An 18,062-nucleotide genomic window follows, 5' to 3' on the forward strand; every position below is an offset into this window, starting at 1 on the left:
CCATGGTGATCCGGCGGCGCACCGACCTGCAGGACCTGTCGCCCGAAGAGCGCGAGGCGCGCATCGCCGAGCTGCGTGCGCGTCGGCGTGCACGCATGCGCTGGCTGGCGCTGCGCAGCAGCCTGGTGGCCGGCGTGCTCGCCCTCGCGGTCGTGGCCCTGGTCTACTGGCTGCTGACCACCATTGGCGGGCGCGACGCACTGCTCAAGCAGATCGTGGCGCGCTTGCCCGATGGCGCATCCCTGACCTGGCGCTCGGCCGAGGGCCCGGCGGCGGGGCCGATGACCCTGCGGGGCGTGCGCTTCGCCTACACCCCGGCGTGCCCGCCCGAGCGCCACGACTGCACCCCGAGTGGGCCGGTGGTGTTCACCGCCGACACGCTGGTGCTGGACCCGGCCATCCGCCCACTGCTCGGTCGGCGCCTGCGGCTGGATGCGCTGCGGATCAGCGGGGCCACGCTGGACCTGCCCGAGGACAACGAGCCGTTCGAGTTGCCGCGCTGGCCGGACGTGCTGCCCGACATCCAGCCGCCGCTGGCCCTGCAGGCCGATGACCTGCACATCGACGGGTTGCGCGTGAACCGCGCGGGCGCCCCGCTGCTCACCATCCATCAGCTGCGCGGCGGCGTGGACGCACAACCCGGCACGCTGCACGTGGAACGGCTGGCGATGGACAGCGACCGCGGCCGCTTCACCCTGCATGGCGACTACGTGCCGCGCGACGACTACCGCGCCGACCTGACCGCCACCGCGGTGTTCCCCGCGCCGGTCGGCCGCACCGCGCCGCGGCTCGGGCTGGTGGCGCGCGGCGACCTCGCGCGGATGGATGTGGCCGTGGCGGGGCGCGCACCCGGTCCCGTGCGCGCGAGCGTGACCCTGCGCGGCCGCGAGCATCCGCGCTGGCAGCTACGCAGCACCGCGGAGGCCTTTGACCCGGCGCTGCTCGCTGGCGGTGAGCCGGGCGTGCCGCTGGCCTGGTCGCTACAGGCGGACGGCGTCGAAGGCGCGGCCGACCTGCGCGGCCGGGTCACCCGCGATGGCCAGACGCTGACCGTGCTGCCTTCGAAGCTGCGCTTGAACGAACAGGTGCTGGACGTGCAGCCGCTGGCCCTGGCACTGCTCGATGGCACCCTCACCCTGCGCGGGCGCGCCGACCTGCGCGACCCCGAGCACGGCACGCTGCGCTTCGCGGTCAACGCCCGCCAGCTGAAGTGGGGGGGCGGCAAGGGCACGCCGGCGATCATCGCCAACGGCGACTTCGGCCTCGCCGGCGCGCTGCAGGCGTGGGCGGCAATCGGCACCGCGCGCCTGGAGCGCGACGGCCAGGCGGCCGACCTGCGCTTCGACGCGCGCGGCAACACCGAGCGTGCCCGCTTGAAGTCGCTGCAGGCTCGCATGCCCACCGGCACGCTGGACGCGCGCGGCGACGTGGCATGGGCGCCGTCCTTGCGCTGGGCCTTGAACGCCGACCTCGCCGGCTTCGATCCCGGCTATTTCGCCCCGGCGTGGAAGGGCGCGGTTAACGGCGTGCTCGCCAGCGAGGGCCACACCCGCGGCGATGGCGGGCTGGAGGCCACGCTCGACGTGCGGCGCCTGGGCGGCCGGCTGCGCGATCGCGCGCTGGCGGGCGGGGGCCGCTTCGCACTGCACGGCGCCGCGCCCGGCCGCGGCGAGGACCGCTACGAAGGCGAGGTCGCGCTGAGCCTCGGCGCCAGCCGGGTCCAGGCCAAGGGCACGGTGGGCAACGCGCTCGACGTGGACGCCCGTTTCACCCCCCTGCATCTGGCCGATCTGCTCCCCGAGGGACAAGGCACCCTGCAGGGCCAACTGCAGCTGCGCGGACCGCGCAACGCGCCGGACGTCGACGTGGACCTCGATGGCCGCGGTCTGCGCTACGGCGACTACCGCGCCGACACCCTGCGCGCGCGCGGCCGACTGCCGTGGCGCGGCCGCAACGGCACGTTGGACGTGCAGGCGACCGGCCTGCAGGCGGGCCTGCCGTTCGACACCCTGAACCTCACCGCGCGCGGTGCGGTGGAAGCGCTGCAACTGGACGCGCGTGCGCGCGGCGACGTCGGCGCGCTGCAGCTGGAAGGCAACGCCGCGCGCAACGGCTCGATCTGGCAGGGCGAGCTGTCCGCCCTGGCCTTCGACCCCGCCAAGGGCGCGCAGTGGCGCCTGCAACAGCCCGCACGCTTCCGCTGGGACGGCCGCAACGGCGCGCTGAGCCAGGCGTGCCTGGCGTCCAGTGGCGGCGGTACGCTGTGCGCCAGCGCCGACTGGCCGCGGCGCGGCGTGGACGTCGACGGCCGCGGGCTGCCGCTCGCGCTGCTGCAGCCGTACCTGCCAGAGCGCCGCGACCGCCGCCCTTGGTTGCTGCGCGGCGATGTCGCGATCGAGGCGCAGGTGCGTCCGTTGGGCAACGCTTGGCGCGGCACTGCCACCCTCACCTCCGCGGGTGGCGGGCTGAAGTTCAGCGAACGCGCGCGCTCGGAGCCCGTGCGCTACACCGGCCTCACCCTGCGCACCACCTTCGACCCGCAACGCCTGACCGCCGAACTCGACGCCACCCTCAACGACGATGGCCGCGTGGACGCGCGCGTCGCCACCGGTTGGGACGCCTACGCCCCGCTGCTCGGCGAAGTCGCCGTCGACACCGACGAGCTGACGTGGATGGAGCTGTTCTCGCCGGACATCGTCGAGCCCACCGGCCGTCTCGCCGGCCGCATCCAGCTCTCGGGCACGCGCGCGCAGCCGCTGCTGGGCGGCAATGCGCAGCTCAGCAACTTCGCCACCGAACTGCCGGCGCTGGCGATCCAGTTGCGCGACGGCGACGTGCGCCTGGACGCGCAGCCCGACGGCAGCGCGCGGATCAGCGGCCGGGTGCGCTCGGGCGAAGGCACCCTCACCCTGGACGGCACCCTCGGCTGGCAGGGCGACGACACGCCGCTGGTGCTCAACGTGCGCGGCGACAACGTGCTGGTCTCCGACACCCGCGACCTGCGCGCGGTCGCCAGCCCCGACGTGGTGGTGCGCTACGCCGCGGGTCAGCCGCTCCAGGTCACTGGCACCGTGACCGTGCCATCGGCACGGATGGACCTGGAACGCCTGGACGAAGGCGTCTCCGCCTCCGACGACGTGGTCGTGCTCGATCCGGCCGATCCGGAGGACACCGGCGCCCTGCCGCTGGACCTGGACCTCACCCTCGCGCTGGGCGACGACGTGCAGCTCAAGGGCTTCGGCCTGGACGGCACGCTTGGCGGCCGCCTGCGCGTGCGCGCCCGCCCCGGCCGCGAGATGACCGCCAGCGGCCAGCTCGACGTCGACGGCCGCTACACCGCCTACGGGCAGAAGCTCACCATCACCCGGGGCGAGCTGGTCTGGTCCGGGGGTCCGGTCGGCAATCCGATCCTCAACATCCGCGCCGAACGCGAAGTGGGCCAGGTCACCGCCGGGGTCGATATCCGCGGCCGCGCCAACGCGCCGGAAGCCACGGTGTGGTCGGACCCGGCCAGCTCGCAGTCCGAGGCGCTGGCCTACCTGGCCCTCGGCCGGCCGTTGTCCAGCGCCAGCCGCGACGAGAGCCGCCAGCTCAACGCGGCCAGCGCCGCGCTCACCGCCGGTGGCAGCCTGCTGGCGTCGCAGCTGGGCGCGCGCATCGGCCTGGACGATGCTGGGGTGATGGAAAGCCGCGCGTTGGGCGGCAGCGTCTTTGGCGTGGGCAAGTACCTGTCGCCCAAGCTGTACGTCAGCTACGGCGTGTCACTGCTCGGCACCGGCCAGGTGCTGACGCTGAAATACCTGCTGCGCAAAGGCTTCGACATCGAGATCGAATCGAGCACGGTGGAGAACCGCGCCTCGGTCAACTGGCGTACCGAGAAGTAGCCGATCAGCCGATCAGCAGTCCACGTTCCTGCGCGATGCGCGCCAGGTCGGCGGCATTGCGCGCGCCCAGCTTCTCCATCAGGTTGGCGCGGTGCCGGTAGAGGGTCTTGACGCTGATGCCCAGGTCGATGGCCAACGCCTTGGGCGGCTGCTGCGACAGCAGGCCGCGCAACGTTTCGCGCTCGCGCTGGCTCAGCCGGGTGGCGTCCGCATTCGGCCGCATCGGCGCGATGTCGCTGCTGAGCACGCGTTCGCCCGCGTGCACCCGGCGCAGCGCGGACAACAGTTCCTGCGCGGCGGCGCCCTTGGTGATGTAGCCGTGCGCGCCGTTGTCCATGGCACGCACCACCAGTGCCGGGTCCTCGTGCATGCTGACGACGATCGGCTTGAGCGTGGGCGCGATCGCGAGCAGTCCGGGCAGCAGTTGCAGGCCGCTCTGCTGGCCCAGCGAGATGTCCACCAGCGCCACGTCCAGCGGATGCAGGCGTACCGCGGCCAGCGCCTCGTCCACGCTGCCGGCCTCGGCAACCACCTGCAGGTCGGGCGCGGCCTCGCACAGGCGCTTGAAACCCTCGCGCACGATGGCGTGGTCGTCGACCAGCAGGATCCGGATCATCGCGTCAGTGTGCCAGCGGCCCCCGTGAGACCCCCGAGAATGTTTCCCAATGACAACGCGGGTCAAGGCATGGCTGGCGGTCAGCCACGTTCGGCAAAGCGGGCGCCCCTGAGCAGCGGGCGACCCTCGACCACATCGGTCCACACCACGTAGGCGCCGCCGTCGGCCAGCACCAGTTGCGGGAAGCCGGTGGCGCGGCCGCGGCCCTGCAGGCGGGCGACCTCCAGCCGCTGCAGCTCGCGCGACAGGTCGGGCGTGTAGCGTGCCAGGTGCAGTGACTGGCCCTGCGGCGTTTCGCGCACCCACAGCACCCACGCCGCGTCCTCGTCGAGGGCGACGTCGACACGGCCCTGCACGGCTTCCCCGCGGTCGACCACCACCGGCGCGGCGAAGGCATCGGCGGCATTGCCGCTGCGCGCCAGTTTCAGTGCGGGCACGTCGCCGGCGGCGGTGTACCAGCCGACCACGACCTCGGCGCCGCGCGCGGCCAGCGCCGGGCCATTGACCGGGCACGCCGGCATGCGCCACTCGTCGGCGTGCACGCGCACCGGCGCCAGCCAGCGCTGGCCGTCGTGGCGGGCGACGAAGATGTCGCGGATCTCGCCTTCGGTACGGTCGCGGTAGGCGAGCAGGGTGCGGCCGTCGAGGACGGTGGCGTCGGTCTGGCAGCAGTCGCAGGTGGACAGGTCCAGCGGCTGCTCGTCATGGCGCTGCAGGCGGGCATCGAAATGCGCGGTGCGCAGGGTCATCATCGGCGTGGCCGGAGCGGGCAAAGCCACGGCTTGCGCTGCGCCGCCAGAAGCCCGGACATCGCCCTCCGCGGGCGTGGTGCCGGCCTCCGCCGTGCCATCGCCGTGACCGCCATGGCCTGCATGGGCGTCGCTGGACCCCTGTGCCTCGTCCGTACCCTCGGCGGTGTGGCGGCCGTCCAGCCAGGCCACGCCCACCCGCTCGGGCCCGGCGACCCACAACGAGACGAAGCCATGCTCGGTCGGCGTGCCATCGGTGTTGACCAGCACCGGCTTGGTCCACGTGCGGCCGCCGTCGGCCGAGCGCACCAGCGCCACGTCATAGGCATAGGTCGCGGCCGCCGACTTCTGCAGCCAGTGCGACCACAGTGCACCGTCGGCGGTCATCGCCACATGGGGGGTGTCGGCCCAGTTGACGAACCAGTCGTCGCCACTGGCCACGGTGATCGGCGTGCTCCAGTCGCTGGCGCCGGGCGCGCGCGTGGCCAGGCGCAGCGTGTGGCGCTTACCCGCCGATTCGATCCACGACAGCACGAGCGTGCCGTCCGGGGCCACGATCAGGTCCGGTTGCGCGGCGCGCTCCGGCGTCGGCAACGGCCATTCGCTTTGCACCAGCGGGGCCGGGCCCGGGGGCGCGGTGGCCAGGGATGCGGCTGTGGGCGCCGCGGCGCGGGGCGGGCCGGCGGCGTCAGTGGAGGACGGCTGGCAGGCCGACACGGCCAAGGCAGCGGTGATGACGAGGGGAACGAGTAGTGGGCGCATTGCCCGAGGGTATCCCGACCCGCGTGCCGCGTCATGCCAGTCGGTCGCGGACGTCCATCCTGCGTGGCGTGACGAATGCCTCGTCGGGGTTTCAGGCCACGCGGCTGCGCCGCTGTCGGGTCAGGTGCACCAGCAACAGCGAGATCGCCGCGGGGGTCATGCCCGGGATGCGCTGCGCCTGGCCCAAGGTCTGCGGCTGCACGCGCTGCAGCTTCTGCTTCACCTCGGCCGACAGCCCACGTACGCCGGCATAGTCGAAGCCGGCGGGGATCACGGTGTCTTCGTGGCGGCGCTGGCGCTCGATCTCCTCGCGCTGGCGATCCAGGTAGCCGGCGTACTTCACGCCAATCTCGACCTGTTCGGCCACCGCGACGTCGGCGACCGCCGGTCCCAGCGAGGGCACCGACATCAGCTTCGCGTAGTCCAGTTCAGGGCGCTTGAGCAGATCGCGCGCACTGGTCTCGCGGCTGACCTCCACCCCCAGCACCGCACCCACCTCGCGGCCGAGCGCGTTGTTGGGCGCGGCCCAGATCGCGCCCAGCCGCGCATGTTCGCGCTCGATCGCCTCGCGCTTGGCGTCGAAGGCGGCAAAGCGCGCGTCGTCGACCAGGCCCAGTTCGCGCCCGATCGGCGTCAGGCGCAGGTCGGCATTGTCCTCGCGCAGCTGCAGCCGGTACTCGGCGCGGCTGGTGAACATGCGGTACGGCTCGCTGGTGCCGTGGGTGATGAGGTCATCAACGAGCACACCGAGGTAGGCCTCGTCGCGGCGCGGGCTCCAGCCCTCGTGCCCGCGCACGAAGCGCGCGGCGTTGACGCCGGCCAGCAGGCCCTGCGCGGCGGCCTCTTCGTAGCCGGTGGTGCCGTTGATCTGGCCGGCGAAGAACAGCCCGGCCACGGCCTTGGTCTCCAGCGTGCTTTTCAGCCCGCGCGGGTCGAAGAAGTCGTATTCGATGGCGTAGCCGGCACGGGTGATGTGCGCGTGCTCGAAGCCGCGAATGCTGCGCACCAGGGCCAGCTGCACGTCAAACGGCAGCGAGGTGGAAATGCCGTTGGGGTAGATCTCGGCGACGTCCAGGCCTTCGGGCTCGACGAAGATCTGGTGGCTGTCCTTCTCGGCGAAGCGCACCACCTTGTCCTCGATCGAGGGGCAGTAGCGCGGGCCGATGCCCTCGATCTGGCCGGTGTACAGCGGACTGCGGTCCAGCGCGCCGCGAATGATGTCGTGGGTGCGCTCGGAGGTGTGGGTGATCCAGCACGACACCTGACGCGGGTGGTCAGCCGCACTGCCCAGGAAGGACATCACCGGTCGCGGATCGTCGCCCGGCTGCTCCTCCATCACGGTGTAGTCCAGGGAGCGGCCATCGATGCGCGGCGGGGTGCCGGTCTTGAGCCGGTCGACCACGAACGGGCCTTCGCGCAGTCTGGCCGCCAAGGCCACCGACGGCGGATCACCCGCGCGCCCGGCGGCGTAGGTGGTGGGACCGATGTGCACCTTGCCCGCGAGGAACGTGCCCGCGGTCAGCACCACCGCCGGTGCGTGGAAGGCCAGCCCGGTCTGGGTGACCACGCCGCGCACCCGGCCGTGACCCGCATCGCCACGCGGGCCATCGCCGAACAGGATGTCGTCCACCGCGGCCTGGAATAGGGTCAGGTTGGCCTGACCCTCCACCGCGCGACGGATGAAGGCGCGATACAGCGCGCGGTCGGCCTGGCAGCGCGTGGCGCGCACGGCCGGGCCCTTGCTGGCGTTGAGCCGGCGCCACTGGATCCCGGCGGCGTCCGCGGCCCGCGCCATGATTCCGCCGAGCGCGTCGATCTCCTTGACCAGATGGCCCTTGCCGATGCCGCCGATCGCCGGGTTGCAGCTCATCGCGCCCACGGTCTCGACGTTGTGGGTGAGCAGCAGGGTGCGCGCACCCGCGCGCGCCGCCGCCAGTGCGGCCTCGGTGCCGGCGTGGCCGCCACCGACCACGATCACGTCGTATTGGAAAAAGTCGCTCATCGGTGAAAGTCTACGCCGATCAATCGCTTGCGTGGCACGGAAGACCGTCGCCACAGTTCTGCGTCAGCTGTTGGCACGGTTCCTGCTTATCCTTACCCTGCACCCGGTAGGACAGGCGCGATGCGCCGGCAGGCATTGGAACAGGGGCCCGCCACGTACTTGCAGGGGAAGCCCAGGGGGCCGAATGTCGGGGGACATCGGCCCCCTTTCTTTTTGCCCGCACGCCGACAGGGCGCAACGCGTACCGCGCGGCGGTCGCATAACGGAATCGAGCGGGAAACACGGCCATCATGACCGGGCGGCGGACACCAGGCTTGCCCCGGGCCGGGCCGGGCGCCGGCACCCGTCGAGGGCGGAACAGGGGGGATCCGTGGTTCCTCGACGGGTGCCGACCTAGGCTCGTGCAGGCAGATTACGTCGCATTGCGACGCAATCTGTCAATACCCGGCCGCCAGGGTCGGTTCAGGCGTCACGGTTCCTCGGTCCGGCGGCGCTCGCCCTCGCGCTGCTGGGCCTGACGGATCATCTGCTCCATTCGCGACCCGGAGCGGCGTCGCTCGGTCGCCGCCGGGCGCGGTGTCACCGTAGCCGGACGCAGGGTGTCACCCGACGACATCGGGGTCTGGCCCTGCCGGCGGCGGATGATCTCGTCGTAATTGCGCCACGGCGCCGGCCGGTCGCGGTCCGAGTCGCCCTGCGGCGGACGCGGATAGGTCGGGTAGCCGGGCCGGTAGTAGTACGGGTAGCGGTAGTGGCCGCCGTAGGGATAGCCGTAGTACGGGTAGCCGTAGGCGCCGTACGGATAGCGCCCGTAGTAGCCGTTGGGGTACGCACCGTACGGGTAATAGCCGCCGTGGTAGCGGTATTCGGAGTACGGCTGGCCGTAGTAGTAGTCGCCACGACCACCGCGGTAGCCGTAGTCGGTGGTCACGCAGCCGGCGACCAGGGTCGCGGCGACGGCAGGCAGGAGCAGTTTACGCAACATGGTCGGATCCCCCGGGGTCTTGCCCGCAATCTGCGGCCAAGCCATTGAACTATCGCTTAATCCAGCCGGCCCGTCGTCACCCGTGCGGCGGGCGTTGCCGGGCCTTCAGTTCCGCTGGCCACCGCCGTAGCGGTCGGGTGCGCTAGGCTTTTGCCGATGACCGATCCGACCCCCGCCCTCCCCCGCTTCGAGGATCTGCTCGAGGCCGCCGCCCGCATCGCCCCGCACGCCCACGCCACGCCCGTCCTGCGCTCGCGCAGCCTCGATGCCCTGGCGGGCTGCGAACTGCATTTCAAGGCCGAACCGCTGCAACGTACGGGTGCCTTCAAGTTCCGCGGTGCCTGCAACGCCGTCTGGGCGCTGGACGATGCCACCGCCCGCGCGGGCGTGGTCACCCACTCCTCCGGCAACCACGGCGCGGCGTTGGCCCTGGCGGCCCGCACCCGCGGCATCGCCTGCCACGTGGTCGTGCCCGAAGGCGCGGTGGCGGCCAAGCTCGCCGCCATCCGCGCCTATGGCGCCACGCTGCATCCCTGCGCGCCGACGATTGCCGCCCGCGAGGCGCGCTGCGCACAGGTCCAGTCCGAGACCGGCGCGACCCTGGTCCATCCCTACACCGACCCGCGGGTGATCGCCGGACAGGGCACCGCGGCGCTGGAGCTGCTGGCCGCGGTGCCGACCCTGGACCGGCTGGTGGCGCCGGTGGGCGGTGGCGGCCTGATTGGCGGCACCGCCATCGCGGCTACGGCGCGGGCGCCTGGCTGCCAGGTGATCGGCGCCGAGCCCGCCGGCGCCGCCGAGACCTTCGCCTCACTGCAACGCGGCGAGCGCGTCACCGAGTTCACCCCCGACACCGTGTGCGACGGCCTGCGCGGCACGCTGGGCGCACCCAACTTCGCCCTGCTGCAACGGCACGGCGTGCGGGTGCTGACCGCCACCGACACCCAGGTGGTGGCCGCGATGCGCCTGCTATGGCAGCGCGGCAAGCTGCTGGTGGAGCCCTCGTCGGCGGTGGCCCTGGCGATCGTGCTGGCGCATCCTGCCGAATTCGCCGGCAAGCGGGTGGGTATCATCCTGTCGGGCGGCAACGTCGACCTCGACGCGCTGCCCGCCCTGTTCGCCCCGTGCGCCGAGGAGGTTCCATGAAGATCGACGGCACCCGCAGCAACGACCGCGCCACCGAGGTGGTGCTGGACTACTACGCGGCGTTCAACCGCGGCGACTGGGAAGCGATGCTGGCGCTGCTCGACGAGGGCGTGGTCCACGACCTCAACCAGGGCGCGCGCGAGACCGGCAAGGCCGCCTTCGCCCGGTTCCTGGCGCGGATGGAAGCCAGCTACCGCGAACAGCTGCACGACATCGTGGTGATGACCTCGCCCGACGGCAACCGCGCCGCGGCCGAGTACGTGGTCCACGGCACCTACCTGGCCAGCGACCCGGGCCTGCCCGAGGCGCGCGGCCAGACCTACGTGTTGCCGGGCGGGGCGTTCTTCGAGATCCACGACGGGCGCATCCATCGCGTGACCAACTACTACAACCTCGAGGACTGGATCGCCCAGGTCCGCTGAGCGCATGGCCGGTCGGTGACCACTTTGACGCTGGTCAAACGTGCCACTGTCTGCCTGCTGCACCATCCTCCCGACCCGACCCACGCTGGCCAGACCCGGAGCCACTGATGAATGCCCTGTCCCGCCCCCGTTACGGCGCTGGCCTGCGCCACCTGCACTGGCTGGTCGCGCTGCTGGTGTTGGCCGCCTATCTCTTCATCGAACAGCGCGGTCTGTTCGAGCGCGGCACCGCGGAGCGCGCGGCGATGGTGCAGGCGCATTTCTGGACCGGCCTGACGATCCTGGCGCTGGCGCTGTGGCGCGTCGCCTTGCGCGTCCGCGCCACGGTGCCCCCGATCACCCCGGCCATCCCGGCGTGGCAGGCGGTGCCGTCCAAGTTGCTGCACCTGGCGCTGTATGCCTTCATCCTGGTGATGCCGCTGCTGGGCCTGGCGACCGCGTGGGCCGATGACAAGGCGCTGTACATCCCGCTCACGCAGGTGGCGCTGCCGTCGCTGATCGCGCCCAACGAGGATCTCGCGCACCAGCTCGAGGACCTGCATGGGCAGATCGGCGAGATCTTCTACTGGGTGATTGGCCTGCACGTGGTGGCGGCGCTCTATCACCATCTCGTGCGCCGCGACGACACCCTGCGCCGCATGCTCTGACCGGCGGGCGCGGCGGTCAATAAACCGCCGCCGCAGTTGGGGTAGAGTCCGCGGATTCCGCTGCCTGGGCCTGCCATGCCCCGACTGTTGCGTTCACCGGGATTCTGGATCTGCGCGCTGGTGCTGGCGCTGGCTTTCGGTTTCCTCGGCAGCCGCGGCATCTGGGACCCGGACGAAGGCCGCTACACCAACGTCGCGCTGAACATGCTGGACAGCGGCGACTGGCTCAACCCGCGCCGCCACCACGAAGTCGGGCACTGGACCAAGCCGCCGCTGACCTACTGGGCCATCGCGGCCAGCGTCGCGGTATTCGGGCACAACCCGTGGGCAGCACGGTTGCCCGCCGCGCTCGCCTACCTGCTGTCGGCGTGGTTGGCGTGGCGGCTGGCGCGACGGCTGCTGCCAGGCACGCAGCACCAGGCCGCCGTGGTCTACGCGACCATGCTGTTGCCGCTGGGTGCGTCGCAGCTGATCACCACCGACTACCTGCTGGCGGCGTTCGAGACGCTCGCCCTGTACGCCTTCGTCGAGGCGCAGTGGCGCGTGGGCGCGACGGCCCGCGATCGCGCCACGCTGGGCTGGATCGCGCTGATGTGGGTGGCGTTCGCGCTGGGCTTCCTGACCAAGGGCCCACCCGCGCTGCTGCCGCTGCTGGTGGTGTTCGCCTTCAACCTGCTACTGCCACGCGAGCGGCGCCGGCGCACCCTGCACTGGTGGGGGTTGGCGCTGTTCGTGCTGCTGGCGCTGCCGTGGTACGTGGCGGTAGTGCTCAACCACCCCGGGTTGTTCGAGTACTTCATCGGCGACGAGGTGGTGAGCCGTGTCACCACCAATGAGTTCGGCCGCCACGGCGAGTGGTACGGCTGGTTGCAGGTGTACGCGCCCACCCTGCTGATCGGCACGCTGCCCTGGAGTGCGCCGCTGTGGCGATGGATGCGGGCATTGCCGACGCGGGTGCGGCGCTGGTACCGCGACGATGCGGCGCGCGCGCAGGATGCGCCGAGCCTGCTGCTGGCGCTGTGGATCTTCCTGCCGCTGCTGGTGTTCTGCTTCGCGCAGTCGCGCATGCCGCTGTACCTGTTGCCACTGTTCGTGCCGATGGCGCTGGCCATCGCGGCCCAGCGCCAGGCGGAGGGTCACGGCCTGCCGCGCTGGTCGTGGCTTGCCGCGTGGGCCGGGGTGCTGCTGGCGTTGAAGTTTGCTGCCGCGCACTGGCCCACGCACAAGAATGCGGCCGACTGGGCCGAGGCGATCCGCGCGCGTACCGACATGCCGGTGCGCGAGGTGGCGTTCCTCGAGGACATGGCGCGTTACGGCCTGCACCTGCACCTGGACGCGGAGGTGGAGAAGATTGCGCTGGAGCCGCAGCCGCAGGCGCGCTTCAACCCGGTCAACGACACCGATCTGGCGCGCGAACTGGGCGAGCACGAACCGCACGTGGTGTGGGTGTGCAAGCAGGCGCGCTGGGACGAGCTGCGGGCGCGCATCGAGGCGCTCGGATACCGCGCCACCGCGCTGGGCGCGCCGTACCACGGGCGGATCATCTTCAAGGTGGAACCGGCCACGCGCTGAGCCGCGGCACGCCGTGCCGGACTACGCGCCGTGGTCGCCCTGCAGGGCCTCGGTGGCCTTGCGATTGCCGGCCGCCGCGCGGGCGGCGACCACGCTGAAAGCGATGATGCCGACGATGACCACCACCGCGCCCCACAGCGCGCGGCCCTGCGGCCATGCTTCGTCCAGCCACATCACGCCGATCACCGTGGCGAACAGCAACTCCGCCGCCTGCATCGCCTCGGCGGCCGCCAGCGCGGTCGGGTCGTTGCGCACCATGCCGGTGGCCTGGAAGAACAGCACCGTGGCGATGATCCCCGCCCCCAGCGCGACGCCAGCCGCCAGCCACACCTGGCCCATCGGCGGCGGGCCCGCCTGCTGCCAGGCGAACGCGGCGACCAGCAGCCACAACGGCTGGCTGGCCAGGGTCATGCCGAACACCCGCTGGGTGGCGTTGAGTTCGATGCCCACGCGCTCCAGGTGCAGCAGCAGGCCACGATTGCCCAGCGGGTAGGCGAAGGCCGAGACCGCCACGCACGCGAGCGCGATCCAACCGTGCAGATCGAGTCCGCCGCCGTGGCCGACCTGCATCATCAGCACGCCCGCCACGATCAGCGCACCCACCGCCAGCGCCGGCAGCGGCACCTTCGCCCGGGCATCGCGGTACAGGAACGGTGCGCACAGCATCCCGGCGATGACGGTGAGCTGGAAGGTGCCCGCCACCAGCCACGACGGCCCGCTGGCGGCGGCGTAACTGAGCAGCAGGTAGAAACCGACGAACCCCACCCCGCTCCAGCCCAGCCACGGCCACGGATGCGCGCGCATCGCCCGCCACACGGGACGAACCCCGCCCTGCCACGGCATCACCAGCAGCATCAGCGGCAGCGTGATCAGGTAGCGCAGGCTCGCGGTCCACGCCCAATGGCCCCCGTCGGTCGCAGCGGCGCGGTTGAGCACGTAGGTGCAGGTGAAGAACAGGGCCGACAGCAGGGCGATGGCCACCGCCCACAACGCGATTCGACTGGCCCTGTGGGCAGGGCCGGTCATCCGCGCTTCCTGACCTTGATGCTCGACACCGGCACCTGCACCTCGTCCACGCCCCCGACCCGGATCGGCGCGCCGGGCGGCGGGCCCCACGCGTGGGCGTAGATCACTTCCCACGTCGCCGGCAGCTTGCCGTCCTCACCCCGCAGCTGCTCGTAGGCCTGCGCGGCGCGGGCGAAGCGCGCGCGGCCGGTGAGCGCGCGGCGGCGGTCCTGCATGGCGTTGGTTGCGCCCAGGGTGCGCAGCTCGCGCATCAGCAGCGCCATGTCGTCGTGGCGCGCGGTGAACTCGTCGCGGTCGAGCACCGGGTCCTTGAAACCGGCGGCGATCAGCGCGTCGCCAAACTGCGCGATCGAAGGGAACAGGCTGACGTGCGGCGCGGCATCGGCTTCTGAAAAGGCACCGCGCAGTTCGAACAACGTGTCCGGGCCGAAGGTCGACACCAGCAGCATGCCGCCGGGCTTGAGGACGCGGCGGAACCCGGCGAACACCGCCGGCAGGTCGTCCAGCCACTGCAGGCACAGGTTGGAATACAGGATGTCGACGCTGGCGTCGCGCAGCGGCAACCGCGCCACGTCGGCACACACCGGCTCGGGGCGGCGCGCGAAATCCAGGAACGCGGGCAGGCGGCCCGCGGTGTTGACGCGGGTCTGCCGCAGCATGCCCATCGCCAGGTCCAGCGCGATCACCTGTGCCTTCGGCCAGCGCTTCTGCATGGCCGCGGCGGCATGACCGGGGCCGCAGCCCAGGTCCACGATGACCTGCGGTACCGGCGCGTTGCGCGAGGCGTCGAGGTAGTAGTCCAGCGATTCGGACAGGCGGGCGCCCACTTCGCGCTGCAGGGCGGCGGCGGAGTCGTAATGCTGCGCGGCACGCGAGAAGCTGCGGCGCACCTGGCGATGGTCGAACAGTTCGGTCATGGCGTTCCTGGCGCGCGTTCCATCGCGCGGGCGGGCGGGTCGGGGACACCGCGCGCCGTCGTCCTTGGCGGGGGATGCCGGCGCCTAGCCGGCCTGGGCGCTATTGTGGCCCGGAAGCCCGGGCAGCGCCTGCATGAATTGGTCGAGTTCGTCGGCCACCTGCGCCGTGGCACTGAGGAACGGCGCGTGGCCGGCGTTGGCGATCACCACGCTGCGGGCGGCATGCGCCAGCTTGGCTGCGGCCGGCATCGCACCCGCCGGCACCAGGCGGTCGCGTCGGCCGGAGATCCACAGGCTGGGCACCTTCAGCCGGGTGAGGTCCTCACGCAAGTCGGCCCGATCGAGCAGGGCCAGGCCTTCCTGCAACGCGCGCTCCGCCGGCTCGCCGCGTTCGAAGGCGTGCCCCTTGAGGTTGCGCAGGTCTTCCTGCGCGGTGGCCGAGCCCAGCGACTCCAGCGCGAGGAAGCCCTCCAGCGTACCGCGGAAATCGCGCCGCAATGCGGCGCCGAAATCGCGGAACAGGTCGGGGCCGACTCCGTGCGGCCAGTCCTCGCCAGTCACGAAGCGCGGTGAGGAAGCGATCAGCACCACCCCACGCACGGCCTCCGGATGGTCGAGCGCGGCGCGAAGCGCGAACTGCCCGCCCAGCGACCAGCCCAGCCACACCGCATCGGGCACGCGCGCGACCAGTTCGGCCGACAGCGCCTCGGGCGAGAGCGGCCAGGTCGATTCGCGCGAATGGCCGTGGCCCGGCAGGTCGACCAGGTGCAGGGTGTAACGGTCAGCCAAGCGCTCGACCAGCGGCATGAACAGGCCGCCGTGCATGGCCCAGCCATGGACGAGGGCCAGCGACGGCCCGCGGCCGTGGGATTCGATATGCAAGTTCATCAGTGGATCTGACTACAGGAAGCGGGGACGAAACAGCGCCGCAACGCCTCACGAAATGGGGTGCGCGCCGGCCCGTGTCCCGCGACAACGTGCAGTTGCGGACCCGATCAGCGCGTCAAAGCGGCCGCCGTGCTCAGGCGACCGCGTCGTAGCCGTGTTCGACAGCGTCGCGCGCCCACGCCAAGGCCTCGACCAGCGCATCCACGTCGGCCGGGGTGTGCAGCGCCGACAGGGTGATGCGCAGGCGCGCACTGCCCTCCGGCACCGTCGGCGGACGGATCGCCGCCACCCAGAAGCCCTGCATTTCCAGTGCGTGCGCCATCGCCATCGCCACGCGCTCGTCGCCGCAGACCAGCGGCTGGATGGGCGTGTCCGAGGGCAGCAGCTTGAAGCCGTGCCCCTTGGAGCGCTCGCGCAGGCGAACGGCCAGCTCATGCAGGCGCTCGCGACGCCAATGCTCGCTGCGCGCCAGCTTCACCGCCGCCAGCGACGCCGCGGCCTGCGCCGGCGGCAGCGCGGTGGTGTAGATGTACGGCCGCGCGGTTTCGGCGAGGTGGTTGATCAGGTCGGCATCGCCGACCACCGCCGCGCCGTAGCCACCCAGCGCCTTGCCGAGCGTGGCCAGCTGCAGCGGCACCTGCTCCACGCCCATCCGCGCCGCGGCGACCGAACCGCGGCCGTCGGGGCCGATGACGCCCACGCCGTGCGCGTCGTCGACGTACATCAGCGCCTTCTGCACGCGTGCGGCCAGCGAGAGTTCGCGCAGCGGCGCGATGTCGCCGTCCATGCTGAACACGCCATCGGTGGCCAGCATCGCCATGCCGTCCGGCACGCTGCGCAACTGGCGGATGGCGCCTTCGGCATCGGCATGCGGATAACGGCGCAGGCGACAGCCGGCCAGGCGCGCGGCATCGATCAGGCTGGCGTGGTTGAGCCGGTCCTGCACGCACACGTCCTCGTCGCCGAGCAGCGCCTGGACCACGGCCAAATTGGCCAGGTAGCCGCTGCCGAAGAGCAGTGCGCGCGGAGCGCCGAGCCAGTCGGCCAGCTCGCGCTCCAGCGCTTCGTGCGCGGCATGGTGACCGCACACGAGGTGCGAGGCCACGCCACCGGCGCCTTCGCGCGCGGCCACGTCGCCGAGCGTCGCGGTCACCTTGAAATGCTGCGACAGGCCCAGGTAATCGTTGCCGCAGAAGTTGGTCAGCCAGCGGCCGTCCACCTCGCAGCGCGCGCCATCGCGGTGGGTCACGGTGCGGCGTTCGCGCACCCTGTGCTGGGCCGCGCGCTGGGCGCGGGCGGCCTGGATGCGGTCACGCCAGACTGCGCGGGCCATGGCTCAGGCCGCGCAGGAACAATGGGCGCCGCAGCCGCCGGCTTCCGCGCCGTACTGATTCGATCCTTCGATGATGTCGGCGTGCACGGTGCCGGCCTTCGCCTCCACCGCGACCTGCATCGGGCGCAGGCCAAGGCGGGCGAACAGGGCCAGATCCCGTTCGGTATCCGGGTTACCGGTAGTCAAGAGCTTCTCCCCATAGAAGATCGAGTTGGCGCCAGCGAGGAAACAGAGCGCCTGCAACTCATCGCTCATGGCCTCGCGTCCGGCCGACAACCGCACCATAGACTGCGGCATCAACAACCGGGCAACTGCGATGGTACGCACAAATTCGAAGGGGTCCAGCTCCGTGGTGCCGGCCAGCGGTGTCCCTTCCACCTGCACCAGCCGGTTGATCGGCACCGAGTCCGGGTGCGCCGGCAGGTTGGCCAGGGTCTGCAGCAGGCCGGCGCGCTGGTCGCGGCTCTCGCCCATGCCGACGATGCCGCCGCAGCAGGTCTTCATGCCCGCGTCGCGCACGTGCGCCAGCGTGTCCAGGCGGTCCTGGAACTCGCGGGTGTGGATGATCTGGTTGTAGAAGTCGGGCGCGGTGTCGAGGTTGTGGTTGTAGTAGTCCAGTCCGGCCTCGCGCAGCGCCTGCGCCTGCGGGCCGCTGAGCATGCCCAGCGTGGCGCAGGTCTCCAGCCCCAGCGCCTTCACCTCGCTGATCATGGCCGCGACCTTGGGGATGTCGCGGTCGGCCGGCGAGCGCCACGCCGCGCCCATGCAGAAGCGGCTTGCGCCGGCGGCCTTGGCGGCCTTGGCCTTCTCCAGCACCGCCTCGGTGCTCATCAGCTTGCTGGCATCGACGCCGGTGTCGTAGCGCTGGGCCTGCGGGCAGTAGGCGCAGTCCTCGGGGCAGCCGCCGGTTTTGACCGACAGGAGGGTGCTGACCTGCACCTCGGCCGGGTCGAAGTGTTGGCGGTGCACGCTGGCGGCGCGGTGCAGCAGCTCGGGGAACGGCAGGTCCATGAGCGCGCGGACCTCGGAGCGGGACCAGTCGTGGCGCGGCGGCGGCGACGGCACGGCGGGGATTTCACTGACAACTTGCATGGGCGGCGCCTGACAGACAGC

Annotated in this window: 14 protein-coding genes; 5 read left to right on the forward strand and 9 right to left on the reverse strand. The window is 71.8% G+C overall.

Features of this window, described 5'->3' with window-relative positions; translation table 11 throughout:
* Positions 1–95: 95 nt before the first annotated feature.
* Positions 96–3,884: a translocation/assembly module TamB domain-containing protein gene (locus AC3ARF_RS14040; protein ID WP_498931895.1), complete on the forward strand. Its 3,789-nt coding sequence runs from the start codon at positions 96–98 to the stop codon at positions 3,882–3,884.
* Positions 3,885–3,888: 4 nt separating this feature from the next.
* Here AC3ARF_RS14040 and AC3ARF_RS14045 read toward each other — a convergent pair whose 3' ends face one another.
* From AC3ARF_RS14045 to AC3ARF_RS14060, 4 genes are all read right to left on the reverse strand, one after another.
* Positions 3,889–4,500: a response regulator gene (locus AC3ARF_RS14045; RefSeq protein WP_498928922.1), complete on the reverse strand. Its 612-nt coding sequence runs from the start codon at positions 4,498–4,500 to the stop codon at positions 3,889–3,891.
* An 80-nt stretch (positions 4,501–4,580) separates the two neighbouring features.
* On the reverse strand, positions 4,581–6,011 hold the full coding sequence (locus tag AC3ARF_RS14050) for a sialidase family protein (RefSeq protein ID WP_498928924.1): 1,431 nt from the start codon (positions 6,009–6,011) through the stop codon (positions 4,581–4,583).
* Between the two features lie 91 nt (positions 6,012–6,102).
* A complete protein-coding gene (gene mnmG, locus AC3ARF_RS14055) occupies positions 6,103–8,013 on the reverse strand; it encodes a tRNA uridine-5-carboxymethylaminomethyl(34) synthesis enzyme MnmG (protein WP_498928926.1) in 1,911 nt (636 codons plus the stop codon).
* A 469-nt stretch (positions 8,014–8,482) separates the two neighbouring features.
* Positions 8,483–8,998, reverse strand: coding sequence for a hypothetical protein (locus AC3ARF_RS14060; protein WP_498928928.1), 516 nt, complete (start codon positions 8,996–8,998; stop codon positions 8,483–8,485).
* Positions 8,999–9,154: 156 nt separating this feature from the next.
* On the opposite strand from AC3ARF_RS14060, the gene AC3ARF_RS14065 reads away from it, so the two are divergent.
* The 4 genes from AC3ARF_RS14065 to AC3ARF_RS14080 all read left to right on the forward strand — a co-directional run bounded on the left by AC3ARF_RS14065 (position 9,155) and on the right by AC3ARF_RS14080 (position 12,785).
* Positions 9,155–10,144, forward strand: a complete 990-nt coding sequence (locus AC3ARF_RS14065) for a pyridoxal-phosphate dependent enzyme (RefSeq protein WP_498928930.1) — start codon at positions 9,155–9,157, stop codon at positions 10,142–10,144.
* A complete protein-coding gene (locus AC3ARF_RS14070; protein ID WP_498928932.1) occupies positions 10,141–10,566 on the forward strand; it encodes a ketosteroid isomerase-related protein in 426 nt (141 codons plus the stop codon). Before AC3ARF_RS14065 ends, AC3ARF_RS14070 begins: the two co-directional genes overlap by 4 nt.
* Positions 10,567–10,673: 107 nt before the next feature.
* On the forward strand, positions 10,674–11,213 hold the full coding sequence (locus AC3ARF_RS14075; protein WP_498928934.1) for a cytochrome b: 540 nt from the start codon (positions 10,674–10,676) through the stop codon (positions 11,211–11,213).
* Between the two features lie 75 nt (positions 11,214–11,288).
* The gene (locus tag AC3ARF_RS14080) at positions 11,289–12,785 is read left to right on the forward strand and encodes an ArnT family glycosyltransferase (RefSeq protein ID WP_498928936.1); all 1,497 of its coding nucleotides are present in this window, start codon (positions 11,289–11,291) and stop codon (positions 12,783–12,785) included.
* Between the two features lie 21 nt (positions 12,786–12,806).
* Here the strand turns inward: AC3ARF_RS14080 and AC3ARF_RS14085 are convergent, their stop codons facing one another.
* The 5 genes from AC3ARF_RS14085 to bioB all read right to left on the reverse strand — a co-directional run bounded on the left by AC3ARF_RS14085 (position 12,807) and on the right by bioB (position 18,041).
* The gene (locus AC3ARF_RS14085; RefSeq protein ID WP_498928937.1) at positions 12,807–13,811 is read right to left on the reverse strand and encodes a multidrug resistance efflux transporter family protein; all 1,005 of its coding nucleotides are present in this window, start codon (positions 13,809–13,811) and stop codon (positions 12,807–12,809) included.
* Positions 13,808–14,728, reverse strand: coding sequence for a malonyl-ACP O-methyltransferase BioC (bioC, locus tag AC3ARF_RS14090; protein ID WP_498928939.1), 921 nt, complete (start codon positions 14,726–14,728; stop codon positions 13,808–13,810). Before bioC ends, AC3ARF_RS14085 begins: the two co-directional genes overlap by 4 nt.
* An 84-nt stretch (positions 14,729–14,812) precedes the next feature.
* On the reverse strand, positions 14,813–15,610 hold the full coding sequence (gene bioH, locus AC3ARF_RS14095) for a pimeloyl-ACP methyl ester esterase BioH (protein ID WP_498931897.1): 798 nt from the start codon (positions 15,608–15,610) through the stop codon (positions 14,813–14,815).
* Between the two features lie 139 nt (positions 15,611–15,749).
* The gene (bioF, locus tag AC3ARF_RS14100; RefSeq protein WP_498928940.1) at positions 15,750–16,949 is read right to left on the reverse strand and encodes an 8-amino-7-oxononanoate synthase; all 1,200 of its coding nucleotides are present in this window, start codon (positions 16,947–16,949) and stop codon (positions 15,750–15,752) included.
* 3 nt (positions 16,950–16,952) lie between these two features.
* Positions 16,953–18,041 carry a biotin synthase BioB gene (gene bioB / locus AC3ARF_RS14105; RefSeq protein ID WP_498928941.1) on the reverse strand — a complete coding sequence of 363 codons (1,089 nt, stop codon included), beginning with the start codon at positions 18,039–18,041 and terminating at the stop codon, positions 16,953–16,955.
* Positions 18,042–18,062: the final 21 nt, after the last annotated feature.

The sequence above is a fragment of the Lysobacter sp. KACC 24251 genome (assembly GCF_057747755.1).

Coding starts and splice junctions, on each gene's coding strand:
- bioF (WP_498928940.1), bottom strand. CDS start 16,949: ATGGCCCGCGCAGTCTGGCGTGACCGCATCCAGGCCGCCCGCGCCCAG.
- mnmG (WP_498928926.1), bottom strand. CDS start 8,013: ATGAGCGACTTTTTCCAATACGACGTGATCGTGGTCGGTGGCGGCCAC.
- AC3ARF_RS14050 (WP_498928924.1), bottom strand. CDS start 6,011: ATGCGCCCACTACTCGTTCCCCTCGTCATCACCGCTGCCTTGGCCGTG.
- AC3ARF_RS14040 (WP_498931895.1), top strand. CDS start 96: ATGCGCTGGCTGGCGCTGCGCAGCAGCCTGGTGGCCGGCGTGCTCGCC.
- AC3ARF_RS14060 (WP_498928928.1), bottom strand. CDS start 8,998: ATGTTGCGTAAACTGCTCCTGCCTGCCGTCGCCGCGACCCTGGTCGCC.
- AC3ARF_RS14085 (WP_498928937.1), bottom strand. CDS start 13,811: ATGACCGGCCCTGCCCACAGGGCCAGTCGAATCGCGTTGTGGGCGGTG.
- bioC (WP_498928939.1), bottom strand. CDS start 14,728: ATGACCGAACTGTTCGACCATCGCCAGGTGCGCCGCAGCTTCTCGCGT.
- AC3ARF_RS14065 (WP_498928930.1), top strand. CDS start 9,155: ATGACCGATCCGACCCCCGCCCTCCCCCGCTTCGAGGATCTGCTCGAG.
- AC3ARF_RS14080 (WP_498928936.1), top strand. CDS start 11,289: ATGCCCCGACTGTTGCGTTCACCGGGATTCTGGATCTGCGCGCTGGTG.
- bioB (WP_498928941.1), bottom strand. CDS start 18,041: ATGCAAGTTGTCAGTGAAATCCCCGCCGTGCCGTCGCCGCCGCCGCGC.
- AC3ARF_RS14045 (WP_498928922.1), bottom strand. CDS start 4,500: ATGATCCGGATCCTGCTGGTCGACGACCACGCCATCGTGCGCGAGGGT.
- AC3ARF_RS14070 (WP_498928932.1), top strand. CDS start 10,141: ATGAAGATCGACGGCACCCGCAGCAACGACCGCGCCACCGAGGTGGTG.
- AC3ARF_RS14075 (WP_498928934.1), top strand. CDS start 10,674: ATGAATGCCCTGTCCCGCCCCCGTTACGGCGCTGGCCTGCGCCACCTG.